Origin of the sequence: Nocardia sp. NPDC056952, from assembly GCF_042674185.1 — a bacterium.
Taxonomy (GTDB): domain Bacteria; phylum Actinomycetota; class Actinomycetes; order Mycobacteriales; family Mycobacteriaceae; genus Nocardia.
In genome coordinates this window covers 39,770-64,159 of record NZ_JBHURA010000005.1, presented here as the reverse complement: position 1 = coordinate 64,159, position 24,390 = coordinate 39,770, and the positions used below count along the sequence as shown (strand labels likewise).

General features: G+C 67.8%; 25 protein-coding genes. 12 read left to right on the top strand and 13 right to left on the bottom strand.

Annotated features, from left to right (window positions below; genetic code table 11):
• Window positions 1-140 precede the first annotated feature (140 nt).
• From ahcY to cofD, 9 genes are all read right to left on the bottom strand, one after another.
• Window positions 141-1,625, bottom strand: coding sequence for an adenosylhomocysteinase (gene ahcY / locus ACFTS5_RS19100; protein WP_378632580.1), 1,485 nt, complete (start codon window positions 1,623-1,625; stop codon window positions 141-143).
• A gap of 58 nt (window positions 1,626-1,683) precedes the next feature.
• On the bottom strand, window positions 1,684-2,739 hold the full coding sequence (locus ACFTS5_RS19095) for an alkane 1-monooxygenase (RefSeq protein ID WP_378632578.1): 1,056 nt from the start codon (window positions 2,737-2,739) through the stop codon (window positions 1,684-1,686).
• Window positions 2,740-2,972: 233 nt separating this feature from the next.
• Window positions 2,973-3,632: a TetR family transcriptional regulator gene (locus ACFTS5_RS19090; RefSeq protein WP_378632576.1), complete on the bottom strand. Its 660-nt coding sequence runs from the start codon at window positions 3,630-3,632 to the stop codon at window positions 2,973-2,975.
• Window positions 3,629-3,811, bottom strand: coding sequence for a rubredoxin (locus ACFTS5_RS19085; RefSeq protein ID WP_378632574.1), 183 nt, complete (start codon window positions 3,809-3,811; stop codon window positions 3,629-3,631). Before ACFTS5_RS19085 ends, ACFTS5_RS19090 begins: the two co-directional genes overlap by 4 nt.
• The gene (locus ACFTS5_RS19080) at window positions 3,808-3,981 is read right to left on the bottom strand and encodes a rubredoxin (RefSeq protein WP_082844102.1); all 174 of its coding nucleotides are present in this window, start codon (window positions 3,979-3,981) and stop codon (window positions 3,808-3,810) included. The genes ACFTS5_RS19085 and ACFTS5_RS19080 overlap by 4 nt, the downstream gene beginning before the upstream one ends.
• Window positions 3,978-5,216 (bottom strand): alkane 1-monooxygenase, encoded by a 1,239-nt coding sequence (locus ACFTS5_RS19075; RefSeq protein ID WP_378632572.1) that lies wholly within the window; start codon window positions 5,214-5,216, stop codon window positions 3,978-3,980. Before ACFTS5_RS19075 ends, ACFTS5_RS19080 begins: the two co-directional genes overlap by 4 nt.
• A 197-nt stretch (window positions 5,217-5,413) precedes the next feature.
• Window positions 5,414-5,947: an NUDIX hydrolase gene (locus tag ACFTS5_RS19070; protein ID WP_378632571.1), complete on the bottom strand. Its 534-nt coding sequence runs from the start codon at window positions 5,945-5,947 to the stop codon at window positions 5,414-5,416.
• The gene (locus ACFTS5_RS19065; RefSeq protein ID WP_378632569.1) at window positions 5,944-7,314 is read right to left on the bottom strand and encodes a coenzyme F420-0:L-glutamate ligase; all 1,371 of its coding nucleotides are present in this window, start codon (window positions 7,312-7,314) and stop codon (window positions 5,944-5,946) included. The genes ACFTS5_RS19070 and ACFTS5_RS19065 overlap by 4 nt, the downstream gene beginning before the upstream one ends.
• Window positions 7,311-8,297, bottom strand: coding sequence for a 2-phospho-L-lactate transferase (gene cofD, locus ACFTS5_RS19060; protein ID WP_378632567.1), 987 nt, complete (start codon window positions 8,295-8,297; stop codon window positions 7,311-7,313). The genes ACFTS5_RS19065 and cofD overlap by 4 nt, the downstream gene beginning before the upstream one ends.
• Window positions 8,298-8,860: 563 nt before the next feature.
• On the opposite strand from cofD, the gene ACFTS5_RS19055 reads away from it, so the two are divergent.
• The 8 genes from ACFTS5_RS19055 (at window position 8,861) to ACFTS5_RS19020 (ending at window position 16,216) form a co-directional block, all read left to right on the top strand.
• Window positions 8,861-9,094 carry a WhiB family transcriptional regulator gene (locus tag ACFTS5_RS19055; RefSeq protein ID WP_133733920.1) on the top strand — a complete coding sequence of 78 codons (234 nt, stop codon included), beginning with the start codon at window positions 8,861-8,863 and terminating at the stop codon, window positions 9,092-9,094.
• A gap of 124 nt (window positions 9,095-9,218) precedes the next feature.
• A complete protein-coding gene (locus ACFTS5_RS19050; protein WP_194826429.1) occupies window positions 9,219-9,701 on the top strand; it encodes a metallopeptidase family protein in 483 nt (160 codons plus the stop codon).
• 81 nt (window positions 9,702-9,782) lie between these two features.
• Window positions 9,783-10,157: a DUF3499 domain-containing protein gene (locus ACFTS5_RS19045; RefSeq protein ID WP_378633427.1), complete on the top strand. Its 375-nt coding sequence runs from the start codon at window positions 9,783-9,785 to the stop codon at window positions 10,155-10,157.
• Between the two features lie 52 nt (window positions 10,158-10,209).
• The gene (locus ACFTS5_RS19040; RefSeq protein WP_378632564.1) at window positions 10,210-11,589 is read left to right on the top strand and encodes a phosphomannomutase/phosphoglucomutase; all 1,380 of its coding nucleotides are present in this window, start codon (window positions 10,210-10,212) and stop codon (window positions 11,587-11,589) included.
• 136 nt (window positions 11,590-11,725) lie between these two features.
• Window positions 11,726-12,946 (top strand): tobH protein, encoded by a 1,221-nt coding sequence (locus ACFTS5_RS19035; RefSeq protein ID WP_378632561.1) that lies wholly within the window; start codon window positions 11,726-11,728, stop codon window positions 12,944-12,946.
• Window positions 12,946-14,163 (top strand): mannose-6-phosphate isomerase, class I, encoded by a 1,218-nt coding sequence (gene manA / locus ACFTS5_RS19030; protein WP_378632558.1) that lies wholly within the window; start codon window positions 12,946-12,948, stop codon window positions 14,161-14,163. The genes ACFTS5_RS19035 and manA overlap by 1 nt, the downstream gene beginning before the upstream one ends.
• Window positions 14,164-14,268: 105 nt before the next feature.
• Window positions 14,269-15,183: a cation diffusion facilitator family transporter gene (locus tag ACFTS5_RS19025; protein WP_378632556.1), complete on the top strand. Its 915-nt coding sequence runs from the start codon at window positions 14,269-14,271 to the stop codon at window positions 15,181-15,183.
• A gap of 79 nt (window positions 15,184-15,262) precedes the next feature.
• Window positions 15,263-16,216 (top strand): cation diffusion facilitator family transporter, encoded by a 954-nt coding sequence (locus ACFTS5_RS19020; protein ID WP_378632553.1) that lies wholly within the window; start codon window positions 15,263-15,265, stop codon window positions 16,214-16,216.
• Here the strand turns inward: ACFTS5_RS19020 and ACFTS5_RS19015 are convergent.
• Window positions 16,207-17,676: a phytoene desaturase family protein gene (locus tag ACFTS5_RS19015; RefSeq protein ID WP_378632551.1), complete on the bottom strand. Its 1,470-nt coding sequence runs from the start codon at window positions 17,674-17,676 to the stop codon at window positions 16,207-16,209. The genes ACFTS5_RS19020 and ACFTS5_RS19015 overlap by 10 nt on opposite strands.
• Window positions 17,677-17,799: 123 nt before the next feature.
• Window positions 17,800-18,387, bottom strand: a complete 588-nt coding sequence (locus ACFTS5_RS19010) for a TetR/AcrR family transcriptional regulator (RefSeq protein WP_378632549.1) — start codon at window positions 18,385-18,387, stop codon at window positions 17,800-17,802.
• A gap of 109 nt (window positions 18,388-18,496) precedes the next feature.
• On the opposite strand from ACFTS5_RS19010, the gene ACFTS5_RS19005 reads away from it, so the two are divergent.
• Window positions 18,497-18,913 carry a DUF4267 domain-containing protein gene (locus ACFTS5_RS19005; RefSeq protein WP_378632546.1) on the top strand — a complete coding sequence of 139 codons (417 nt, stop codon included), beginning with the start codon at window positions 18,497-18,499 and terminating at the stop codon, window positions 18,911-18,913.
• 73 nt (window positions 18,914-18,986) lie between these two features.
• The gene (locus ACFTS5_RS19000) at window positions 18,987-19,205 is read left to right on the top strand and encodes a DUF4287 domain-containing protein (RefSeq protein ID WP_378632544.1); all 219 of its coding nucleotides are present in this window, start codon (window positions 18,987-18,989) and stop codon (window positions 19,203-19,205) included.
• 61 nt (window positions 19,206-19,266) lie between these two features.
• On the opposite strand, the gene ACFTS5_RS18995 is transcribed toward ACFTS5_RS19000, so the two are convergent.
• Window positions 19,267-20,643 carry a cation:dicarboxylate symporter family transporter gene (locus ACFTS5_RS18995; RefSeq protein WP_378632542.1) on the bottom strand — a complete coding sequence of 459 codons (1,377 nt, stop codon included), beginning with the start codon at window positions 20,641-20,643 and terminating at the stop codon, window positions 19,267-19,269.
• A 98-nt stretch (window positions 20,644-20,741) separates the two neighbouring features.
• Between ACFTS5_RS18995 and ACFTS5_RS18990 the strand changes: the two genes are divergently transcribed.
• Window positions 20,742-22,295 carry an ATP-binding protein gene (locus ACFTS5_RS18990; protein ID WP_378632540.1) on the top strand — a complete coding sequence of 518 codons (1,554 nt, stop codon included), beginning with the start codon at window positions 20,742-20,744 and terminating at the stop codon, window positions 22,293-22,295.
• Entirely contained in the window at window positions 22,292-22,990 is a 699-nt protein-coding gene (locus ACFTS5_RS18985; RefSeq protein WP_378632537.1) for a response regulator, read from the top strand. The genes ACFTS5_RS18990 and ACFTS5_RS18985 overlap by 4 nt, the downstream gene beginning before the upstream one ends.
• A 69-nt stretch (window positions 22,991-23,059) precedes the next feature.
• On the opposite strand, the gene ACFTS5_RS18980 is transcribed toward ACFTS5_RS18985, so the two are convergent.
• Window positions 23,060-24,388 (bottom strand): cytochrome P450, encoded by a 1,329-nt coding sequence (locus ACFTS5_RS18980; RefSeq protein ID WP_378632535.1) that lies wholly within the window; start codon window positions 24,386-24,388, stop codon window positions 23,060-23,062.
• Window positions 24,389-24,390 lie beyond the last annotated feature (2 nt).

Sequence of the window (24,390 nt, the reverse complement as noted above, 5' to 3'; positions counted from 1 at the left end):
TAAAACTGGTTTTTGGGCGCGCTGTCCGGTAAATGCAGCTACCAAAACATCTACTCCACCGCCTTTAACATCGGCTCCCCTACCCCCAACAGGCCGGGGCCCCGTCGACCAGCTGGTCGACGGGCCACCGTTGTCAGAACTCAGTAGCGGTAGTGCTCCGGCTTGTACGGGCCTTCCACGTCCACGTTGATGTACTCGGCCTGATCCTTGGTGAGCTTGGTCAGGGTGCCGCCGAGGGCCTCGACGTGGATCTTGGCGACCTTCTCGTCGAGGTGCTTGGGCAGGCGGTAGACCTCGTTGTCGTACTCTTCCGGCTTCGTCCACAGTTCGATCTGGGCGATGACCTGGTTGGAGAAGCTGTTGGACATGACGAACGAGGGGTGGCCGGTGGCGTTGCCCAGGTTCAGCAGGCGACCTTCGGACAGCAGGATGATCGCCTTGCCGGTCTCCTTGAAGGTCCACTCGTCGACCTGCGGCTTGATGTTGATCCGGGTCGCGCCCGAACGCTCCAGCGCCGCGATGTCGATCTCGTTGTCGAAGTGGCCGATGTTGCCCAGGATCGAGTGATCCTTCATCGCCTTCATGTGGTCGAGGGTGATGATGTCCTTGTTGCCGGTCGAGGTGATGACGATGTCGGCGTCGCCGATCGCCTGCTCGACGGTGACCACGTCGTAGCCGTCCATCAGCGCCTGCAGCGCGTTGATCGGGTCGATCTCGGTGACCTGCACGCGCGCGCCCTGGCCGGCCAGCGACTCCGCGCAGCCCTTGCCGACATCGCCGTAACCACAGATCAGCACCTTCTTGCCGCCGATGAGCACGTCGGTGCCGCGGTTGATGCCGTCGATCAGCGAGTGGCGGGTGCCGTACTTGTTGTCGAACTTGGACTTGGTGACCGAGTCGTTGACGTTGATCGCCGGGAACACCAGCTCACCCGCGGCGGCGAACTGGTACAGCCGCAGCACGCCGGTGGTGGTCTCCTCGGTGACGCCCTTGACCGAGTCGGCGATGACGCTCCATTTGGTCTTGTCGGCTTCGAGGCTCTCGCGCAGCAGATCCAGGAACACCGTGTACTCGGCGGAGTGATCGGCGTCGGCGGGCGGAACCAGACCGGCCTTCTCGAACTGCGCGCCGCGCAGCACGAGCATGGTCGCGTCGCCACCGTCGTCGAGGATCATGTTGGCCGGGGCATTCGGCCAGGTGAGCATCTGCTCGGCGGCCCACCAGTACTCCTCCAGCGTCTCGCCCTTCCAGGCGAAGACGGGGATGCCCTTGGGCTCGTCGACGGTGCCGTTCGGGCCGACCACGATGGCGGCGGCGGCGTGATCCTGGGTGGAGAAGATGTTGCAGGAGGCCCAGCGCACTTCGGCGCCGAGAGCAACGAGGGTTTCGATCAGGACGGCGGTCTGGACCGTCATGTGCAGCGATCCGGAGATTCGCGCGCCCTTCAGCGGCTGGACGTCGTGGTATTCACGGCGCAGCGCCATCAGGCCCGGCATCTCGTGCTCGGCGAGGCGGATCTCCTTGCGGCCGAATTCGGCCAGCGAGAGGTCTGCCACCTTGTAGTCGATGCCGTTGCGGACGTCGGGGGTGAGCTCGGTGCGCGCGGGGAGTTCTGAGGTCGTCACGTTGGCTAGGTTACCGTCTGGGGCCGCGCGAGTTCCCCTCCTCCGTCGAGGTGGAGTCTCAGGCCGCCGCGCGGTATCGGGCCAGCAACCGTCGCGGCTTCGCGGGCGAGACATTGGCCAGGCTCAGATCGCCGCCGTAGTGCGCCGCGACCCTGGGGTCCATCACCGCACGCCACAGCGGCGGAACGGCGGCGAGCACGATCATGGTGGCGTATCCCGCGGGCAGCTGCGGAGCTTCTTCGGTGCTGCGCAGTGTCTGGTAGCGGCGTCCCGGATTGGCGTGGTGGTCGCTGTGGCGCTGCAGATGGAACAGGAAGATGTTGGTGACCAGGCGATCGGAGTTCCAGCTGTCGCGCGGGGAGCACCGCTCGTAGCGGCCGTTGGCCTTGCGTGCGCGCAGCAGCCCGTAGTGCTCGACGTAGTTGACGGTCTCGAGCAGCGCGATGCCGATCGCGGCCTGGATGGCCAGCCACGGGAGGATGGACGGACCGAACACCAGCGTCAGCGAACCGAACAGCACCGCCGTCATCGCCCAGGCCTGCAGGATGTTGTTGTCGGCGCTCCACCAGCCGCGACCCTGCCGGTGCAGGCGGGCGCGCTCGAGGTGCACGGCCGACCGGAACCCGCCGATCACGCTGCGCGGCAGGAACTTCCACAGCGATTCACCCAGCCGGGCGCTGGCCGGATCCTCGGGGGTTGCCACGCGGGCGTGGTGTCCCCGATTGTGCTCGACGAAGAAGTGCCCGTAGCCCGACTGGGCCAGCGCGATCTTCGACAGCAATTTTTCGGCACTCTCCACCCGGTGACCCAATTCGTGGGCGGCGTTGATGCCGATGCCGCTGACGAAGCCGACCGTGGCGGCCAATCCGAGCTTGTCGACCAGGGCCAGCTCGGGGCTCGTCCACATGAAGCAGGCCACGCCGAGGCTGACCAGCTGGATCGGCAGGAACAGGTAGGTGCACCACCGGTAGTACCGGTCGGCGGAGAGCGCCGCGTAGTCCTCGTCGCGGGGATTGTTGCCGTCTTCGCCGACGATCCAGTCCAGCACGGGAATGGCGATCAGGACGATGACAGGTCCGATCCACCAGAACACTTCGGCCTTGGTATGGAACACCAGCTGGGAGGGCAACAGCGCGCACGCCGGGGCGATCAGCCCTAAAGCCCAGAGATACCGTTTGGGATCACGAAAACCCCCCGGTTTGCCAACCGTTTGCACACCCGCTCCGCTACAAAAAGATCAATCGCCGACCGATGTGAATACTGACAGACCGTAGGCGCGTTACACAGCGGCAGATCCTCAAACGTGGTGATGGTTACACAGGGGCGAACCAGAGCTGGTGACTTCTCTCAGTGATCCACTTCACCGGATGGGACACGGATGCCCCGTACCTGCACAATTGCCTCGACGTACGGGGTGAGCAAGGCGCTCATCTCGGCCGCGGCGTCGCGTTCGGGCACGGGCGGATTCGGAATGTAGCTCAGCGCGATCCGCACCAGCGCGTGCGCGAGCACGTCGGCCTCGGCATCGGTCGCGTTCACCCAGCTGTGCGCGAAAACCTGGGTCAGGCGCGCGGTGGCGTGCTCGAGCAGCGGCGCCGCGTCCAGCGTGATCAACCGCAACAGGTCCGGCTTCATCTCCCCGCTCAGCAGCGAACGGACCAGTGGGTCGCCCGCGGCGGAGAGGAAGAAGCCGGTCATACCGACCCGGATCGCGGCGCGCGCGTCGCCCACGTTGGCATCGAGCGCCTCGCGCACATGGTCGACGAGGTCGTCGGCCAGGCGTAGCGCGTAGGCCTGCGAGAGCCCCGCGCGCGAACCGAACTCGTTGTAGAGCGTCTGCCTGCTCACCCCGGCCCTGGCCGCGACGTCACCGAGCGTGACCTTGGACCAGTCACGCTCGGTGAGCAGTTCGCGCATCCCGTCCAGGACCGAGTTGCGCAGCAGTTCGCGCGCGGCCTCCTGATACGGGATGCGCGAACCGGTGCGCGGAGTACCCGCGACGCTCACGAACGTTCGATCTCGACCATGAAGAAGTCGGACTTGCGAGCACCGCAGTCCGGGCAGGTCCAGTCGTCGGCGATGTCTTCCCAGAGGGTGCCGGGGGCGATGCCGTCGTCGGGCCAGCCCTGGGCCTCGTCGTACTCGAAACCGCACTGTGCGCACTGGTACAGCTTGTAGTCGGTCACTGCGAAACTCCTACCGCCTCGAAGTCGATCTTTTCCCGCACCCCACAGTCCGGACAGCACCAGTCGTCGGGAACGGCCGTCCACAGTGTGCCAGGCGGAAATCCTTCGCGTGGCGCGCCTTTGGCTTCATCGAAGACGAAATCACACACCGGACATTTGTAGGCGCTCACGACTGGACCTCGGTTCCGTACTTTTCCAGCACCTGCTCCCGGCGCTTGGGTTCGATATTGGCGAGCGTGACGTCCCCGCCGTAGTGCGCGAGCACGCGCTTGTCCATCACCTTGCGCCAGATCGGCGGGAAGTAGCCGAGCAGGATCATGCTGGCGTAGCCACTGGGCAGGTTCGGCGCACCGTCCCAGCTGCGCAGCGTCTGGTAGCGCCGGGTCGGATACGCGTGATGGTCACTGTGGCGCTGCAGGTGGTAGAGGAAGATGTTGGTGACGATGTGGTCGCTGTTCCAGCTGTGCGCGGGCGCGGGTCGTTCGTAGCGTCCACTGGCGGTCTTCTGCCGGACCAGGCCGTAGTGCTCGAGGTAGTTCACCGACTCGAGCAGGCTGAACCCGATCACGGCCTGCAGGATCAGATACGGCAGTAACTCGATGCCGAACACGGCGATCAATCCGAGCCACAACACCACCGACATCGCCCAGGCGTTGAGCACGTCGTTGCGCAGCGTCCATGGACTCTTGTCGAGCCGACCCAGACGTTCCTTCTCGAGATGCCAGGCCGAGCGCAGGCTGCCCCAGACCGTGCGCGGCCAGAATGCCCAGAAGGACTCACCGATGCGCGAACTAGCGGGGTCCTCCGGAGTGGCGACCCGCACGTGGTGACCGCGGTTGTGCTCGATGTAGAAGTGCCCGTAGAACGACTGGGCCAGCGCGATGCGCGCGAGCCAGCGTTCCAGTTCGACCTTCTTGTGGCCGAGTTCGTGCGCGGTGTTGATGCCGATGCCGCCGATCATGCCCACGCTGATCGCGATACCGATCTTGTCGACCACATTGGCGCCGCCGGGGAAGCCGAGCCAGTGCAGGTTCGGCGCGGTGATGATGTAGCAGGCGAAGATGAGCGAGGCGTACTGGAACGGCAGGTACAGGTAGGTGAGGTAGCGGTAGTACTTGTCGTTCTCCAGGTACTCCATCACCTCGTCGGGCGGGTTGTTGCCGTCGGGACCGAAGAACAGGTCCGCCAGCGGGATCACGAGGTAGACCAGCACCGGCCCGAGCCAGAACGGGATCTCGGCGATGCGATGCCAGCCGAGCTGGTTGAGGCCCCAGATCAGGGGGATCGCGATCGTGAACAGGCCGGTCGGGGCGAACAGCCCCCACAGCCACAAATATCGCTTGGAATCTCGCCACTGCGGCGGTGCGACCCGCTGCTCGGACGCGTTGGCATCAGTCGACATCATCGTCTCCAGTTCCGAGGCACATCTCACACGTGTGATGTGCGTAACTCTCTGTCACAGACGATATGTCCGGATGCGTCCGCTGTCTAGACAAATTGGCCAATTTGTAAAGCAGTGACGACCCGGTAACGCGGACGGCGACCGTGCCCCCACTGGACACGGTCGCCGTCGTTACAGGTCAGTGACCTTTTCAGGGGCCTTTACATTCGGCCTCTGACCGGAAGTAGCACGTCCGCGCCCGGTGGTAGCCCGTCGACCGGCCACCACCGCAGATCGGTCGATTCGGCACTGCGGACCGGCACCGCGCCGGGGGGCGCCATGATCTCGAAGAGCAGGTCCAGATGCCGCGTCGGCACGCCGAGCGAGCAGGTGATCGGGTGCGCCTGCGCGCCGTAGAGACCCGGCGTGAGAATCAGGTCGGGGATGCCGGATTCCTCCACCGCCTCCCGCAGCGCCGCGTCCTGCACGGTCTTGTCATCGGGTTCGCAATGACCACCCAGCTGGATCCAGCGACCGACGCGCGGGTGCAGGGTGAGCAGGATGTCGCGGCGGTCGTGCGACAACACGATCGCCGACGCGGTGATGTGGCCGGGCGCGTGTTCGCGTAGACACCCGCGGGGAGCCGAACCGAGGAAGGCCAGAATCGCTTCGCGCAGTGAGTGATCCGCGCGGGTCTCGGGTTCCCAGTGCGTGAGCAACTCGGTGGCCGACGCATGCAGCGACTCCGCGCTCACAGTTCCACCAGGCCGGTGCCCGCCGAGCTGACGGTGCGCGCCACCGGCTCCTCCAGTGGATGACCGATCGCGATGGCGCCCAGCGGCATCCAGTCCTCGTCGAGCCCGAGGACCTCACGAACGATCTCGGGCGCGAAGATGGTCGAGCCGATCCAGCAGCTGCCGAGGCCGTCGGCGGCCAGCGCCACCAGCAGCCCCTGCACCGCCGCGCCGACGGCCACCGTGAACATCGTCTGCTCGGCGGCCTGCCGACGAGCGTCGGGATAGTCGTGGGCGCCGTCGGGCACGCAGAACGGGATGATCACTTCCGGCGCGTCGAAAAGGATTCGGCCACGCGCGATTCGACGCCGCACGCGTTCGGGGTCGAGCCCGTCGGCGGCGAGGTCCTCGCTCCACTTCTCGGTCATGGCATCGAGCAGCTGGGCCCGCAGCGTCGCCTTGCGCAGCCAGACGAAGCGCACCGGGCGGGTGTGGTGCGGCGCGGGCGCGGTGAGGCCGACCGCCACGGCGGCGCGGATCCGTTCCGGGTCCACCGCCTCGGCGGTGAACGCTCGCACCGAACGGCGCAGCGGCACAGCTTCTTTGCGGCCCTGCTCGAGCGCTTCGGCGGTGCCGAGCCAGAACAGGTCGTCGATGCCACCGCGCAGCAGTGCCGCCGCGGTCGACCCGTCGTCGTCGGTCCGCAGCCCGCGCACCACCGCCACCGGGACTCCGCCGAGCTTGCCCTTGACCAGATCGGCCGCGGCGGCGAGCTCATCGGCGATGGCCACCTGCGTGACGTGCAGTTCGTTGCCCTGCCCATCCACCGAGCCGGCGTAGTCATGGAGCACCCGCAGCCCGGCCGACCCGATGGCCGCGTCGATCTGCCCGTTGCGCCAGGCCCGGCCCATGGTGTCGGTGACGACCACGGCCACGTCGACGCCGAGCCGCTGGGCGAGCGCGGTGCGCAGTGACTTCGCGCTGCCGTCGGGATCGACAGGCAACAGCACCAATTCGCCCTCGGCCACGTTGGAGCCGTCCACACCGGAGGCCGCCTGCACGATGCCGAGCCGGTTCTCGGTGATGAGGGTGCGGCCCTTGCGCGCGAGCACCCGCACGGCTTCGTCCTCGACCAGCTTGCGACGAGCGGTGTCGCGCTCCTCGGGGTCGACCGGCGCGACGACGATGCGCCCCTCGACCTTCGACACGATCTTGCTGGTGACCACGATGATGTCGCCGTCGGCGAGCCAGGGCGCCTGTGCCGCAAGGTGTTCGGCGATGTCGTCGCCGGGCCGGAACTCCGGCAGCCCGGTCACCGGGAGGATCCGCAACTCGTCGGCGGCGTGGTCGGGCAACGCGCCGCCGGTGCCGTTCTCCTGCGAACTCATGCCTTCACTCCCGCCAATTCCAGTGCGGCGCGCGCCATTTCAGCGGTGGCGTCGGGGTCACTCATCAACAGCGGAACGCTGCGCACCTCCACGCCGGGAACATCGGCGGAGTCGGTGGAGTGGACCAGCCACCCGTCGAGGATGCCGGTGGCCGAGCGGGCGCCGTAGTGGCGGCCGATCGCCTCGGCGGTGGACTCGACGCCGATCGCCGTCAGGCACTCATCGGCCATGCCGCGCAACGGCTTTCCGTCGATCACCGGCGAGAGGCCGATCACCTTGGCTTCGCTGGTACGTAGCGCGCCTCTGATCCCGGGCACGGCGAGGATCGCGCCGATGCTCACCACGGGGTTGGACGGGGCCAGCAACACGGCGTCAGCGGAGCCTATGATTTCGGTCACATTCGGCGCCGGAGAGGCTTGCTCGGCGCCGATCGAGGCAAATCCGTGAGTCGGGAGCGCCGCGCGGTACCGCACCCACCATTCCTGAAAGTGGATCGCGCGACGTTCGCCAGCATTGTCGGGATCGCTGACCACCACGTGGGTTTCGCAGCGATCGTCGGTAGCCGGGATCAGCTTCACTCCCGGCTGCCAGCGATTGCACAGCGCTTCGGTGACCGCGGACAGCGGATATCCGGCGCGCAGCATTTCGGTGCGGATGAGGTGGGTGGCGATATCGCGATCGCCCAGGCCGAACCAATCGGGCTGGGCGTTGTATTTCGCCAGCTCCTCTTTCGCGTGCCAGGTTTCGTCGGCGTGGCCCCAGCCACGCTCGGTGTCGATGCCACCGCCGAGGGTGTACATGCAGGTGTCGAGGTCGGGACAGATGCGAAGGCCATGCATCCAGACGTCGTCGCCGACGTTGACGATGGCCGAGATGTCGGCTTCGGGCAGCAGCTGCCGGACGCCTTGGAGGAACCGGGCACCGCCGACACCGCCGACGAGAACGGCGATCTTGGGCTCGCGCACCGCGTGTTGTGCAGTCACAGGGTCACAGCCTAGTGAGTGGCGGTTGCCGGTTGGTTCCGCGCCGAACGACAGCGAAGTTGCTGGTCATTTGCCACGGCACATAACAAGATCAACACGAAAGGCGGGTGCGGAGTGTAACGGAAGGGTGACGGCGGGTTGACCACCGGCAAGTGCGGCGTGTCTAATCACAGACATGTCATTCCGGTCACCGCGAGAGGGCATAGCGCGGGGGCGTTTGCGAGAGGGTTCCAAGTCGCCGGAAACGGCCACGGCGCGAGGACATAGCGCAGGGGACGTTTGCGAGAAGGTTCCCGCTCGCCGGAAGGCAGGCTCGGGGAAGCCCGCGAGACTACGTCGCGGTGTTGGGCCGTCGGAGATCTCATTCGGACCGACGGAAAGAATCATTCTGCGCTAACACATAGTGAGGAGGCGGAACGATGACCGAAGATCTGGTCTCGCCGACCGATTCCACAGCAGGCGCAGCTCACGCTGTCTGCGCTGACATGAGCTGGCAGGAACCGGACGTGGTAAGCGAAGTCGCGGCTCCCCGGCTGAGTCTGGTCGTTACGGGCTTCGACGAAATGTTCGAGTCGATCGAAGAGCAGTGGCAGGAACGTGCCCTCTGCGCTCAGACCGACCCCGAGGCGTTCTTCCCCGAGAAGGGCGGCTCGACGCGTGAGGCCAAGCGCATCTGCTTGGGCTGTGAAGTACGTGACCAGTGCCTGGAATACGCACTGGCACATGATGAACGCTTCGGCATCTGGGGCGGTCTCTCGGAACGAGAGCGTCGCAGGCTGAAGCGCGGAATCGGTTAAGTGACTGTTCGAAAGTAGACTCTCTCCAGGCCTGGCCCGGAGCCACGCAGGCGCAGTACGTCGGTGTCTCCGGGCGAACGCCCTTGTTGATTTTCACGGTGCAGGCGAGAGAGGTGAAAGACCCATGGCACGTTCCCGGCGTCATTCCCCGGCACCCACCGCTCGTTCGGTGACCCGCCGCGGCCGCGGTGTCCGTGGCCCCATGCTCCCGCCGACGGTGCCCGCGTGGCGTACCAGGGGCCAGAAATTCGATCGGCTCGTGCTCGAGGCATTCGCCCCACTGGACACCCGCTGGCACGATCGCCTCACCAAGCTCGACATCGCCGTCGACGATGTTCCGAAAATCCGTCCACTGCATCCTGATTCGGTCACCTGGCCGGATGAGGTGGTCGCCGACGGACCGGTGCCGCTGTCGCGGCTGATCCCCGCGGGCGTCGACCGGCACGGTGCGGCCACTCGCGCCAGAGTGGTGTTGTTCCGCAAGCCGCTGGAATTGCGGGCCGCCGATCCCGACGATCTGGTCGAGTTGCTGCGCGAGGTCCTCGTCCAGCAGATCGCGACCTACCTCGGCGTCGATCCCGATCTGATCGATCCCGAGCCCGAATAGACGTCCTCTGCCTTCGCTCATTAGGGCGTGTCCGTATCCACTTTCGGGCCGCGGAGGGCTAATCTCGACGTCGTGATCCCTATGCGTCGTTGCTGCCGACCCGGCTGCAAGAACCCGGCTGTAGCGACGCTGACTTATGTGTACTCCGACTCGACCGCTGTCGTCGGACCCCTGGCCACCGTCGCCGAACCGCATTCCTGGGATCTCTGCGAAACGCACGCCTGCCGCATCACCGCGCCCAAGGGCTGGGAACTGGTCCGCCACGAAGGCGGCTTCTCCTCGAGCACCCCCGACGACGACGATCTCACCGCGCTGGCCGAAGCCGTCCGCGAAGCGGGCCTGCGTCGCCGCCCCGCCGAAGCCGACCAGCCGGGCTACCGCGACAACGCTGCCGCGGCCCCCCGCACCGCGCGCACGGGCCGCCGCGGCCACCTACGGGTTCTGCCGGATCCGTAGCTAGTCCGGCCAGGATCCCGGAGAGTCGGCGCAGCCCGCTAGGGTTAGCCCCATGACGACCCTCGCGCGCTCTGGCGAACTCGTGAATGCCGTGATCAAGGCTTATGACGTCCGCGGGGTGGTGGGCGAACAGATCGACGAGGCGTTCGTCGGCGATGTCGGCGCTTCCTTCGCGCGTCTGATGCGCGAAGAAGGCGCCACCCGCGTCGTGATCGGCCACGACATGCGCGAGTCCTCCCCCGCGCTGTCCGAGGCGTTCGCGCAGGGTGTGCGGGCCCAGGGCCTCGATGTGGTGCACATCGGTCTGGCCTCCACCGACCAGCTCTACTTCGCCTCGGGCAAGCTCGGTTGTCCCGGCGCCATGTTCACCGCCAGTCACAACCCGGCCAAGTACAACGGCATCAAGCTGTGCCGCGCGAACGCGCTGCCCGTCGGGCAGGACACCGGGCTGGCGACCATCGCGGCCGAGGTGATCGCGGGCGTGCCCGCCTACGACGGCGCGCCCGGCACCGCCACCAGCACCGATCTGCTCGCCGACTACGCGGACTACCTGCGCGAACTGGTGAACCTCGACCAGATCCGCCCGCTCACCATCGCGGTCGACGCCGGCAACGGCATGGGCGGCCACACCGTGCCCGCCGTCCTAGGCACCCTGGGCCCGATCACGATCGTGCCGCTGTACTTCGAACTCGACGGCTCGTTCCCCAACCACGAAGCCAACCCCCTCGACCCGAAGAACCTCGTCGACCTGCAGGCGCTGGTGCGCTCCAGCGGCGCCGACATCGGCCTGGCCTTCGACGGCGACGCCGACCGTTGCTTCGTCGTCGACGAGCGCGGCGAGCCCGTGTCGCCGTCGGCGATCACGGCGATCGTGGCGCAGCGTGAGCTGGCCAAGGAGCCGGGCGCCACCGTGATCCACAACCTGATCACCTCGCGCGCGGTGCCCGAGCTGGTCGAGGAGCTGGGCGGCAAGCCGGTGCGCACGCGGGTGGGGCACTCGTTCATCAAGCAGGAGATGGCCTCGACCGGCGCGGTGTTCGGTGGCGAGCACTCGGCGCACTACTACTTCCGCGATTTCTGGGGTGCCGACTCGGGCATGCTGGCCGCGCTGCACGTGCTGGCCGCGCTCGGCGAGGGCGAGCGTACGGTCTCGGGCCTGATGGCCGCCTACGACGTGTACGCCGCCTCGGGCGAGATCAACTCGACCGTCGCCGACGCCGCCGACCGCACCGCCGCCGTGCTCGCCGCGTTCGCCGACCGCACCGAGTCGGTGGACCGGATGGACGGCGTCACGGTCGACCTGGGCAACCACGCCTGGTTCAACCTGCGCGCATCGAATACCGAACCGCTGCTTCGACTCAATGTCGAGGCCGGATCGCGCGACGATGTAAACGCACTCGTGACCGAGATCCTGAGCATCGTCCGCGCCTGACTGGGAAGATGAAACCAGTACCCGTGGAATCACATGCCCGGTATTCGGCGACGGCGGATTACGAGCATTGCCGGTGCCCGGCTGGAATAGTGGAGTCACAGACGACACAGCGCGATGAGGGGAGGTGGATTCGGCGATGATCGCTGGAACACCGGTATTCGACCTCGACGATGCCGAGTCGCTGGCGGCGGCCGACACCGGCGGCGCCCTGCGCTCGGCGGCCTCGGGCGGCGCCCAGGTGCGGGCCACCGCGGCGGCGGTCGCCGAAACCTCGCTCATCGAACGGCTCTCCGACCTGCGCCCGCGCAGCCTGGTGCTGGTGGCGGGATCGGGTCGCGCCGCGCGCGCGGCCGGACTGCTCGTCGCCACGCTCGGCGATCGGGCCGGGCTGCCGATCGTGCCCGTCACCGCGCTGCCGCCGTGGGTCGGTCCGCTGGACGTGGTCCTGGTGGCCGGCGACGACGCGGGTGACCCGCGGCTGATCGATGCCGTCGACCGTGCCCTGCGCCGCAGCGCCGAGGTGGTGATCGCCGCGCCCAACGAGGGTCCGTTGCGCGCGGTCGCCGCCGGTCGCGCGATCGTGCTCGAACCGAGGGTGCCCGTTCTCGACCACAATCGGCTGCTGCGTTTCCTCGCCGTCGGCATCGCCGTGCTGCGTGGGGTCGACGCCCAGCGCAGCGGCCCGGCCACGCCCGATCTCACCGCGCTGGCCGACATGCTCGACGCCGAAGCGCTGCGCGACGGCCCCACCAACGAGGTCTTCCACAACCCGGCCAAGACCCTCGCCGCGCGGATGCACGGGGTGGGGATCGTCCTCGCGGGCGACTCGCCCGCCGCGGTGGAACTGGCCGGTCACGGCGCCGAGGTGCTGCTGCAGTCCGCGGGCCGGTTGGCTTCGGCCGCCGATCTCGCCGACGCCGTCGCGGCGGTCGGGCGCCTGGCCGCTGCCACCGGCGGCACCGCGCCCGGCTTCGATCCGCTGTTCCATGACGAGGAACTCGACGGTCCCGCCCCGGTCGACCGGGTCCGGGTGCTGGCCTTGAGCGTGCATCCCGACCAGGCCGCCGCCCGGCGCAAGCTCGCGGTCTTCGAAGGCGCGGGCGCGGGCCTGGTCGACGCCGATCTGGTCCATGCCGATGTCGACGTGCTGCAATCCCAGCTCGCCGACCCCGGCGCCGCGCCCGCGATCGAACGCACCGCTGCCGACTCCGCCGCAGGGGGCGGACACGGCAGCGAACTCGAGCAGCTCGCTGTGCTCGCGCTGCGGCTCGACATGGCCGCGGCCTATCTTCGACTCACCGGTGCGCGCGGTGCCGCCGCGCCCGAACCGGATCGATACGACGGGGGACGCTACTAGTGCAGGAACTCGTTGGTGCGCTGCGTTCTTACGCATGGGGGTCGCGCACCGCGCTCGCTCAGCTGTGCGGACGGCCGGTGCCATCGGCCCATCCCGAAGCCGAACTGTGGTTCGGCGCGCACCCGGCCGATCCCGCGCACGTGCAGACCGGCTCGGGCAAACGTTCACTGCTCGAGGTCCTCATGGCCGACCCGGCGGGTGAATTGGGACCAGCGGCCGACACTTTCGGCGCCCGGCTGCCGTTCCTGCTGAAGATCCTCGCCGCCGAGGAACCGCTCTCGCTCCAGGCGCACCCGAGTTCGGCGCAGGCGCGTGCCGGTTTCGAACGCGAGAACCGCACCGGCGTGGCACTGGATTCGCCGCTGCGCAACTACCGCGACGACAGCCACAAGCCCGAACTCGTTGTCGCACTCGAACGGTTCGAGGCGCTGGCCGGGTTCCGTGATCCGCACCGCACCGTCGACCTGTTGCGCGCGCTGGATGTACCCGGCCTCAACATCTACGCCGAACTGCTTGCCGCCCAGCCCGATTCGGCCGGTCTGCGCACCCTGTTCACCACCTGGATCACGCTGCCGCCCGCCGTGCTGTCGAAGCTGCTGCCCACGGTGCTCGAGGGCTGTGTGACCTACCTGTCGAGCAAGGGCGCGCACGAGTTCACCGCCGAGGTGCGCACCGCGCTCGAACTGGCCGAGGTCTACCCCGGCGACGCGGGCGTCCTCGCCGCGTTGCTGCTCAACCGGCTGACCCTGGAACCTGGCCAGGCGCTGTTCCTCGCGGCCGGCAATCTGCACGCGTACCTGCGCGGGGTGGGCGTGGAGATCATGGCCAATTCCGACAACGTGTTGCGTGGTGGGCTCACCCCCAAGCACGTCGACGTGCCAGAACTGCTGCGGGTGCTGGACTTCGAGCCGATCGACCTGCCGGTGATCGAACCCGAACCCGGTAGCGACGGCGGCATCCGATACCGCACGCCCGCACCGGAATTCGCCCTGTGCCGTTTCGACCTCGGCGCCGACGACGAGCCGGTCGTGCTCGCCGACGCGGGCCCCGGCATCGTGCTGTGCACCGCGGGCACGCTCGAACTCTCCGAGAACGGGCACACGCTCATCGTCGAACGTGGCAGCGCGGCCTGGATCTCCGCTGCCGACACCGACATCAAGGCGCGCGCGCTGCGCGGCCCCGCCCAGCTGTTCAGCGCCTGCGTCGGCGACAACTGAACCGCCTTCGCCGCGCCCGTGCCGCAAGGGACTGATGACCGGTTCGCGGCTGTGTCCGATTAGGCTGTGGCGAGTCGTGTTCAGTGAACAGAAGGGCGGGCCGGCATGTCGGCTGGTGGTGGCAAGAAGGCGATCGTCGCGGCGTTGACGGCCAACGCGGGGATCGCGGTGGCGAAGTTCGTCGGCGCGTTCATCACGGGTTCGGCCTCGATGATGGCGGAGGGCGTGCACTCGGTCGCCGACACCGCGAATCAGGGCCTGCTGCTGTTCGGCCAGCGCGCCGCCGCCAAGGACGCCGACGAGCTGCACCAGTTCGGCTACGGCCGCAATCGCTACTTCTACTCGTTCGTCGTGGCGCTGGTGCTGTTCACCCTCGGCTCGGTGTACGCGATCTACGAAGGCATCCACAAGATCCAGCACCCCGAAGAGCTGAGTCAGCCGATCGTCGCGGTCGTCATCCTGGTGATCGCGATCGGCCTCGAGACCTTCAGCTTCCTCACCGCGGTCCGCGAATCCAGGCCACTCAAGGGCAACGCGAGCTGGTGGCGGTTCATCCGCAACTCGCGCAGCCCCGAGCTGCCGGTGGTGCTGCTCGAGGACACCGGCGCGCTGATCGGTCTGGTGCTCGCCCTCGGTGGCGTCGGGCTCACCATGGTCACCGACGACCCGATCTACGACGGCATCGGCACCCTGTCGATCGGTGTCCTGCTCGGCATCATCGCGATCGTGCTGATCGTGGAGATGAAGAGCCTGCTCATCGGTGAGGGCGCCACCCCAGAACAGGGTCGGGCGATCCGCGAGAACCTGGTCGACGGCACCAGGATCACCTCGCTGATCCACCTCAAGACCGAGTACCTCGGCCCGGACGAAATGCTGGTCGCCGCGAAGGTCGCCCTCGCCCCGAACCTGGACATCGCCGATGTCGCCGAGGCGATCGACGCCGCCGAAACGCGCGTGCGCGCAGCAGTCCCCATGGCCCGCCTCATCTACCTGGAACCCGATCTGTACCGAGTTGAATAGCGGCTGGCGCCGCGGTTCTCGGCCGACGACACGGTGCCGAGGTCGGTGCGTGGCTCGGTGTTGGCGGTAGCGTTCCGATATGGCCGAGCAAGGTGAAGACAGCAAAATCGCGATCCTCGCCGCACTCGGGGCGAACGCGGGGATCATGGTCGCGAAGTTCATCGGCGCGTTCATCACCGGCTCGTCGGCGATGCTGGCCGAGGCCGTGCACTCGGTGGCCGATACCGGGAACGAGGCGCTGCTGCTGGTCGGCCGCAATCGGGCCGACCAGCCCGCGGATACGCTGCACCCCTTCGGGTATTCGCGCAATCGGTATTTCTATTCGTTCGTCGTGGCGCTCGTCCTGTTCGTGATGGGGTCGCTGTTCGCGATCAACGAGGCGATCCACAAGATCCGGTTCCCCGAGGAGATCGTTTCGGCCTGGGTGGCGATCGGGATCCTCGGGGTGTCGCTGGTACTGGAGAGCGCCAGTTTCCGTACCGCGCGCAAGCAGTCGGCGCCGCTGAAGGGCAAGAATTCGTGGTGGTATTTCATCCGCCACACCCGCAATCCCGAACTGCCCGTGGTGCTGCTCGAGGACGCGGGCGCGATCATCGGCCTGCTGTTCGCCCTGACCGGGGTGAGTCTGTCGGTGCTCACCGGAAACGCGGTATGGGACGGCGTCGGCACGCTGTTCATCGGCATCCTGCTCGGCGTGAACGCGGTGATCCTGATCGTGGAGACCAAGAGCCTGCTGATCGGTGAGGGCGCGACGGCCAAGGACGACACCGCGATTCGGTCGGCGCTGCTGGCCGATCCGCGGATCGAGCGCGTGATCAGGATGCAGACCCAGTACCTCGGGCCCCAGGATCTGCTGATCAACGCCAAGATCGCGCTGCACGCGGGCCTCGACATCACCCAGGTCGCCGAGGTGATCGACGCCGCCGACGACCGTATCCACGTCGCCGTGCCGAACACGTGCACGATCTACCTCGAGCCCGATGTGTTCGAGCCCGACAAGGTCCACGACGCACCGATGAAGCCCTACCGGTAGGCGGGCGCCTCGCCGCGCAACAGGTCGAGCGGGTCGGTGACGATGCCGAATCGGTTGCGCAGCATGTGATGCGCCGCGTGCAGGCCCGGCATCCCATGGACACCGGGACCCGGTGGAGTCGACGACGAGCACAGGTAAGTGCCCGGAATCGGGGTGGAGTAAGGATTCCAGCGAGCGAGCGGCCGGAACAGGGTCTGACGCGTGGTCATCGCGCCCGCCGAGATGTCGCCGCCGATGTAGTTGGCGTTGTGCGCGGGCATGAAGGCAGCCGGTGTCACGTGTTTCGCCAGGATCAGGTCGCGGAAACCGGGCGCGAACCGTTCGACCTGGTCGATCACCTGATCGCTGATATCGCGATCGGTGCCGTTGGGAACATGGGCGTAGGTGTAGAGAGTGTGCTGCCCCTCCGGAGCCCGGGTGGAGTCGACCACGCCGGGCTGAATGGCCAGCACGAAGGGCTGATCGGCGAAAGTGCCGGTGGCGACCTGATGTTCGGCGTGCATCGCCTGCGCCCTGGTGCCGACCAGGTGCAGGGTGCCCGCCAGGTCGGCGCCGGGGGCGGCCCACGGCACCGGTCCCGCCAGGGCGAAGTCGACCTTGCACGCGGCATTGCCGTACTGGAAACGCCCGAGGCTGTTGCGGTATCGCGAGGGCAGACGGTCACCGGCGATGCGAAGGAGTTCGGCGGGCGAGGTATCGAACAGCACCGTGCGCGCGGTGGCGAGTTCGGCGAAATCGTCGACCCGGTGCCCGGTGCGCACCTCGCCGCCGAGACGTTCGATCTCGGCGATCATCGCGTTCGGGATGGCTTGACTGCCACCGCGCGGGATCACCCAGCCACCCGCGTGCGCGAGAGTGCCGAGCAGCAGGGCCGCGCCCACGGCGGGGAAGGCGCGCGGTGAGGTGATGGCGTGGGCAGCCACCCCGCTGAACATCGCGGGCGCGACGTCATCGCTGAAACGGCTGTCCGACAGCGGGGACGCCTGTTCGAGCAGACGGGTCGCGAACTTGATGCCGGTGCCGACGCGCAGTGGGGGGTGCCGCAGATCCGACATGGCCAGGTCGACGACATCGGGCCAGTGCTCGACCAGCGGCGCGAACAGGTCGCGCCACGGGCGACCGTCGCGGCCTAGGTCGGCGACGGTGGATTCGATGTTGCGCCACGCCAATCCGGCGATCCCGCCGTCGAGGGGGTGCGCGTAGGAAACGGTCGGGGTGAGCAGGTCGACGCCGTGCGCCTCGAGGTCGAAAGCCCGAAAGAACGGTGACGCCAACGCCATCGGATGCGCGCCCGCACAGATGTCGTGATGGAATCCGGGCAGGGTCAGCTCGGCCGTGCGCGAGCCGCCGCCCGCCTGTTCCTGCGCTTCGAGGACCCGCACCGACAACCCGGCGCGAGCGGCGATCACCGCCGCGGCAAGACCGTTCGGCCCCGACCCCACTACTACGACTTCCGCCATCCGCCGTCCCTTCGCCCTCGCCCCGCTCTGCCGACCTGCGTCGTTGCCTCCAACCTACGCGGAGCGGCGAGCCCGTCCAGGTGCGCTGGGTCACCCGGCAGGTTCGACGCGCCGTCGCCTCGCTCAGGCCGGATCGGCAGTCGCCTCGCTGGTCCCGTCGACCAGCAGGGTGAGGCGTCGTTCACGCAGTTCGGGGCGCAGCCGTCCACCCCGGTCGAGGGTGGCCAGGCCGTGCAGGGATGCCCAGGCCACTTCGGTGCGGGCGCCGAGATCGTCGCCCTCGGCATAGGGGGAGAACATCGCTTCCAGGCCGGCGAAGGCGTCACGCAGGGGCTGCGGGGCGTCGAGGCCGAAGTTCAGGTCGGTCTTCTGCTGGAAGATGGCGTCGTAGCGGGCCGGGTTGGCGGTGGCGAAGTCGAGGTAGGCGCGCGCGACGTTGGCGATCACCTCGGAATGGGTGGTCGCCGCCTCGCGGGCCTGCTTCAGTTGCTCGGCGAGTTCGACGCAGCCCTGCAGGGCGACGGCGCCGACGATGGCCGCCTTGTTCGCGAAATGGCTGTAGAGCACGGGCTGGCTGTATTCGATGCGGTCGGCCAGTTTGCGGATGGTGACCGCGTCCCAGCCTTCCGCTTCGGCCATCTCGCGCGCGGTGTCGATGATCCGCTGATGCCGTTCGGCGCGTTCGCGTTCCTTGCGCTGCTGGGTGCTCATGCTCGATATTCTAGCAACGCTAGACAAGATAGCGAGGATCGGGTTATTGTTCTCTCAACACCTAGCGCCGCTAGATTTCAGAGCAAGCAACAAGATTCAGGAGCACCTCATGACCACCTCGCGCATCGCCACCGCCCTCTCCCTGCTCGGCGGCCTGTTCATCATCTACGTCGGCATCAACTACCTCATCGCCCCGGAGATGACGGCCGCGGGCTTCGGCCTCCCCGCCGTACCCGAGGGGGACGCGGTGGCCTTCCTGAACCTCAAGGGCGTCCGCGACGTGGTGAGCGGCCTGGTGATCCTCGGCCTGCTGGCCACCAAGCAGCGCTTCGCGCTCGGCGTCGCCATGCTGGCCACCTCGCTCACCCCGTTCGGGGACATGGCCACCGTCCTGAGCTGGCACGGTTCCACCGCCACCGCGTTCGGCGTCCACGGCTTCACCGCCGTACTCGTCGCGCTCGCCGGCGTGCTGCTGATCCGCGAACGCCGCTCGACCACCACCGATCACGCACTCGTCGCGGCATGACCCCCGCAGCGATGAATTTCGCACCGCCGCACCGTCTCCACCGATAACGATCACCTGTCGAGGAGGAACCACCATGGCGAACGCGCCGCACGGCCCCGCGTCCTACTTTCCCACCATCGAGACCAAGTACGGGCGCACCGTCGACGAGTGGTTCGCCCTGCTCTCCGCGGCCGAGCCGACCGGGCACACCGCCCTGGTCACCTGGCTGAAGTCCGAGCACGGCCTCGGCCACGGTCATGCCACCGCCCTGGTGCAGTTCCACCTCAACCCCGGCAAGTGGTCCAGAATCTAGCCGGTCCAGGATCTCACCGTCGAAAGGCCCCGCGATCTCGTCGCGGGGCCTTTCGGCTGTCTCACTGCGCGTCGACCACCTGGGCCGGAACAGGTTTCGTGATGTCGACGCGATGTTCGTCGACGTGGTTGTCGATGTGGTCGTCGACCATCGTCTCCTCGTCGAAGGGCAGCTCACGATCGAGCACGCGCCGGGTCCGGTCGGCGTCGACGGTCTTGGTCCAGGTACCGATGAGCAGGGTGGCCACCGCGTTGCCCGAGAAGTTGGTCAGCGCACGGGCTTCCGACATGAAGCGGTCGATGCCGACGATCAGGCCGACGCCGTCGAGCAGGTCGGGGCGATGGCTCTGCAGGCCACCGGCGAGGGTGGCCAGGCCGGCGCCGGTCACGCCCGCGGCGCCCTTGGACGCGATGATCATGAACAGCAGCAGGCCGAACTGCTCACTGAGCTCGAGCGGCTTGCCCATGGCGTCGGCGATGAAGATCGAGGCCATGGTCAGGTAGATGGCGGTGCCGTCGAGGTTGAACGAATACCCGGTCGGGACCACAACACCCACGGTGGTGCGCTCGACCCCCGCGTGTTCCATCTTCGCGATCAGGCGCGGCAGCGCCGACTCCGACGACGAGGTCGCCACGATCAGCAGGTACTCACGCGACAGGTAGCGGCACAGCTTCAGGATCGAGACGCCCGAGACCATCCGCAGGATCACCCCGAGCACACCGAACACGAACACCAGGCACGTCAGATAGAACGCGATCATCAGCGTCGCCAGCTGCACCACCGCCGACCAGCCGGTGCGGCCGACCACGTTCGCGATCGCGCCGAACGCGCCGATCGGCGCCAGCCACAGGATCATCGACAGGATCCGGAACACCAGCTTCTGGCCCAGCGAGACCGCGCGCAGGATCGGAGCGCCCGCCTCGCCCATCGCCTGCACGGCGAACCCGACCAGCAGCGCGACGAACAGCGCCTGCAGCACGCTGCCCGCGGTGAGCGAGGACACGAGCGTGGTCGGCACGATGTTCTGGATGAAGTCCCACGTACCGCCCGCGCTGTGCGCCTGATCGGCGTACTTCGCGCCCGCTCCGGTGGCGCCGACGTTCAGGCCCTCGCCCGGATCGATGAGGTTGCCGACGACGAGCCCGATGCCGAGCGCGACCGTCGACATCGCGAGGAAATAGCCGATGGCCAGGCCACCCACCTTGCCGACGGTCGCGGCCGCGCGCACCGAACCGATGCCCAGGACGATCGTGCAGAAGATGACAGGTGCGATCATCATCTTGATCAGGTTCACGAACACGGTGCCGAGCGGCGCGAGTGACTGACCGAATTCCGGGGCCACCCGGCCGACAACGACGCCGGCCACGACGGCGATGATCACCGCGATGTACAGCCAGTGGGTATGGTCGCGTTTCCGCGCTGCGGTGGTATCACTCATGCCGACGAGCATGAGCAACTATTGTGACGGCCGTCACTTTGGTCCATAAGTTTCATATCTGCGCATAACGTTCGAGAAATCCAGGTCGGAGGCAAGAGGTGCGACGAGGACGACTGTCGCTCGCGGGACAGGCCTTCGTATGGCAGCTGGTGGTGCTGGCGCTGCTGATCGCCATCGGCACGATCCTGGCCGTGCTCGATGCCAGGCGCGACCATGACATGGCCGCGGAGATGCAGGTCAGAGACGTCTCGGTCACGGTGGCGCGGTCGCCGTCGACCTTGGCCGCGGTGAACTCGCCCTACCCGAGCGGATTGCTGCAACCGACCACCGAGCGGATCAGGGCGGCCACCGGCATGGACTTCATCGTCGTGATGGCCCCCGACCGCACCCGCTACACCCACACCAACCCCGACCTGATCGGCAAGCCGTTCGTCGGCAGCATCGACGGAGCCCTGGCGGGCCAGACCCTCACCGAGACCTTCACCGGTACCCTCGGCCCCTCGATCCGCGCGGTCACCCCGGTCTACGACAACGGCCGGGTGGTCGCGCTGGTCTCGGCGGGTGTCACCCGAGCCAAGATCAGCACCCAGGTCGCCTCCCAGCTGCCGCTGATCCTCGGCGTCGCCGCGATGGGTCTCGCGCTGGCCGCGCTCTCGTCGTTCCTGATCAGCCGCAGGCTGCGCCGCCAGACCCACGGCCTGGCCCCCGACGAACTACGCGCGCTCTACGAGCACCACGACGCGGTGCTGCACTCCGTCCACGAGGGCCTGGTGGTGTTCGGTGACCAATCCGAGGCCGCGGAGGTGGTCAACGATCAGGCGCGCACGTTGCTCGACCTGCCCGACGGTCCCGTCCTGCGCAGCGACCTGCCGGTCTCGCTGCAACAGATGAGCGGGGGTGTGGTGCGCGACGAGACGCACGTGACCACCGACCGCATCCTGCTGGTCAACCAGGACCTGGTGAGCTGGGAGGGCCGCGAAATCGGCACCGTGCTCACCATCCGCGATCAGACCGAACTGCGCGCGGTGCTCGGCGAGCTCGACTCGGTGCGCGGCTTCGCCGAATCGCTGCGCGCGCAGGCACACGAGGCGGCCAACCGGCTGCACACCGTGGTGACGATGGTCGAGCTGGGCCGACCCGACGAAGCGGTGGCCTTCGCGACCGCGGAGCTACAGCTCTCGCAGGTGCTGATCGACCGGCTGCTGGCCGCCGTCGGCGACGCGGCGCTGGCCGCGCTGCTGCTCGGCAAGGTCGACCAGGCCGCCGAGCGTGGGGTGAGCCTGGCGATCAGCGAGGACACCGCGCTGGACTCCACCGATCCACTGTCCGCGCACGAGACCGTCACCCTGGCGGGCAACCTGATCGACAACGCGATCGACGCGGCGGCGGGCACCGTCGACAAGCGCGTCGAGGTGTCGGTGTGTCATCGTGACGGCGCGCTGTGGGTCCAGGTGTCCGACAGCGGGCCCGGCATGTCGGCCCAGATGTTCTCGCGGGCCGCCGAACGCGGCTACACCACGAAATCCGACCACGCGGGCCTCGGCCTCGCTCTGGTGCACCGCCTCGTCGATCGACATCGCGGCACCATCACCACCACGGCCGCACCACACAGCGCGGTCATCGTTCGCATTCCGCTGAGGGAGACACCATGATCCGCGTCCTGATCGTCGAGGACGAGCCGTTGATCGCCCAGGCACATCGGGCCTATCTCGAACGGCTCGACGGTTTCGTCACCGGTGGGGTCGTCCACACCGGACGCGACGCGCTGCGGGTGGCGGCCGAGGCGATCGCCGACGGCAATCCGTTCCATCTGGTGCTGATGGACATCGGCCTGCCCGACATCAGCGGCCTCGATGTGGCCGCCGCGCTCAACGGGCTCCAGCCGCGCCCCGATGTCATCGCGATCACCTCGGCGCGCGAGCTGAACATGGTGCGCAGCGCGGTGGCGCACGGTGTGGTGCTGTACCTGCTCAAGCCGTTCACCTTCGCCGCGTTCCGGGAAAAGCTGGAACGCTACCGCGGTTTCGACACCGCGCTGCCCGCGGGTGAGGCGGCACTGTCGCAGTACGACATCGACCGCGCGCTCGGTGCGCTGCGCACCGCCGACCAGAAGGCCGGTGCGCCGAAAGGCGTTGTCCAGCACACCCTCGAAGAGGTGTCGCGTGCGGTACGCGCGGCCGAAGCCGGGATCACGGCCACCGATGCCGCGGCGGCCGTGGGTGTTTCGCGGATCACGGCATGGCGCTATCTCGAGAAGCTCGCCGACGACGGATTGGCCGAGCGTCGCGCCGATTACGGCCGGGCCGGCCGGCCGAAGACCCGCTACCGCTGGCGTGCGAGCACGTAGCCGCGCACGGAGGGCTCGTCCGGCGCGGGCAGGCGCGAAAGTCCGGCCGGCGACCGGCGAGCACCGGACTCAGGCCGGACGGGACGCACCCGCCAGATCATCGGGGGCCGAGACGCGCGCGACCGGACCCAAGTCGACCGGCATGTGCTCGAAACCGTGCAGCGTGAACAGGTTTCGACGGACCGGCTCGCCGCGCAAACGCAGATTCGGGTAGCGGGTGTAGAGCGCGCGCAGGGCGTGGACCGCCTCCATCCTGGCCAGGCTCGCACCGAGGCAGGAGTGCACGCCGCTGCTGAACGCCAAGTGCTCCTTGGCATTGCGGCGGTCGATGTCGAAGCGGTGCGGGTCGGGGAAGACCGCCGGGTCGCGGTTGGCCCCGGCCAGCGACAGGATCACCGTACTGTTCGCCCGCACTCGCACACCATCGATATCGACATCCTCGAGCGTCTGGCGTGCGGTGGTCTGGACGGGTGGATCGAACCGCAGCGTTTCCTCCACCACGTCAGGCCAGCGTTCGGGATCGTCCTGGGCGAGGGCGAGCTGATCGGGATGGGCCGACAGCGCGGCGACCGCGTTGCCGATCAGGTTGACCGTCGTCTCGAAACCGGCGCCCATCAGCAGACTCGCGCCCGCCTGCAGTTCCCGCAGACTCAGATCACCCGAGCGGACCAGGGTGGACAGGATGTCCTCGCCCGGTGCGCGACGCAACGTGGCGATGTGGTCGGCCAGGTAGTCGTCCATGGTCTCGATCGCGGCCATCGCGGCCCGATAGGTCCGCCATGATGTGCCGAGATCGAGCAGCGGGGTGACTTTGTCGCCCCAGCGCAGAAACATCTCGCGGTCCGCGGGCGGGAAGCCGAGCATGTCGGCGATGATCGCGATCGGCACCCTGGCCGCGAAGTCGGTGATCAGGTCGACCGAGCCGTCCGCGGGCATCGCCGCGAGCAGTTCGGCGGTGACCACCTCCACGCGCTCGCGCAGCCGCGCGATCGCGCGCGGGGTGAACGCCGACGCCACCGGCTTGCGCATCCGGGTGTGTTCCGGCGGGTCGAGGACCAGCATCGACGGTGGCTCGACCGGGTTGGGCGGTACCGTGACCACCTCGGCGAGCTTGCGCCACGCGGCGGGCAGTTCCGCGTTGAGGGCGGGACGCACCCCGAATTTGGGATCGCGCAGAATCGCTCGAACCTGCGCGTGATCGAACGTGGCGTAGGACACCGACGTCTTGATCAATCCGCCGCGACCGCGCAGTTCATCGATCAGCGGATACGGATCGTGCAGGCCCCGCTGACCGCTGAGCAACGTCGAGAACGGATCGCCGCGACGCACCTGCCAGCGCAGGATGGCACGCGGCGCCCCGTGTTCGGCCGACCATCGAACCCAGTATTTCGCTATCATCG

Coding starts and splice junctions, on each gene's coding strand:
- ACFTS5_RS19025 (WP_378632556.1), top strand. CDS start 14,269: ATGTCGGCTGGTGGTGGCAAGAAGGCGATCGTCGCGGCGTTGACGGCC.
- ACFTS5_RS19065 (WP_378632569.1), bottom strand. CDS start 7,314: ATGAGTTCGCAGGAGAACGGCACCGGCGGCGCGTTGCCCGACCACGCC.
- ACFTS5_RS18995 (WP_378632542.1), bottom strand. CDS start 20,643: ATGAGTGATACCACCGCAGCGCGGAAACGCGACCATACCCACTGGCTG.
- ACFTS5_RS19075 (WP_378632572.1), bottom strand. CDS start 5,216: ATGATGTCGACTGATGCCAACGCGTCCGAGCAGCGGGTCGCACCGCCG.
- ACFTS5_RS19045 (WP_378633427.1), top strand. CDS start 9,783: ATGCGTCGTTGCTGCCGACCCGGCTGCAAGAACCCGGCTGTAGCGACG.
- ACFTS5_RS19015 (WP_378632551.1), bottom strand. CDS start 17,676: ATGGCGGAAGTCGTAGTAGTGGGGTCGGGGCCGAACGGTCTTGCCGCG.
- ACFTS5_RS19055 (WP_133733920.1), top strand. CDS start 8,861: ATGTTCGAGTCGATCGAAGAGCAGTGGCAGGAACGTGCCCTCTGCGCT.
- ACFTS5_RS19050 (WP_194826429.1), top strand. CDS start 9,219: ATGGCACGTTCCCGGCGTCATTCCCCGGCACCCACCGCTCGTTCGGTG.
- ACFTS5_RS18980 (WP_378632535.1), bottom strand. CDS start 24,388: ATGATAGCGAAATACTGGGTTCGATGGTCGGCCGAACACGGGGCGCCG.
- ACFTS5_RS19010 (WP_378632549.1), bottom strand. CDS start 18,387: ATGAGCACCCAGCAGCGCAAGGAACGCGAACGCGCCGAACGGCATCAG.
- ACFTS5_RS19000 (WP_378632544.1), top strand. CDS start 18,987: ATGGCGAACGCGCCGCACGGCCCCGCGTCCTACTTTCCCACCATCGAG.
- ACFTS5_RS19020 (WP_378632553.1), top strand. CDS start 15,263: ATGGCCGAGCAAGGTGAAGACAGCAAAATCGCGATCCTCGCCGCACTC.
- ACFTS5_RS19035 (WP_378632561.1), top strand. CDS start 11,726: ATGATCGCTGGAACACCGGTATTCGACCTCGACGATGCCGAGTCGCTG.
- ACFTS5_RS18985 (WP_378632537.1), top strand. CDS start 22,292: ATGATCCGCGTCCTGATCGTCGAGGACGAGCCGTTGATCGCCCAGGCA.
- ACFTS5_RS19005 (WP_378632546.1), top strand. CDS start 18,497: ATGACCACCTCGCGCATCGCCACCGCCCTCTCCCTGCTCGGCGGCCTG.
- ACFTS5_RS19040 (WP_378632564.1), top strand. CDS start 10,210: ATGACGACCCTCGCGCGCTCTGGCGAACTCGTGAATGCCGTGATCAAG.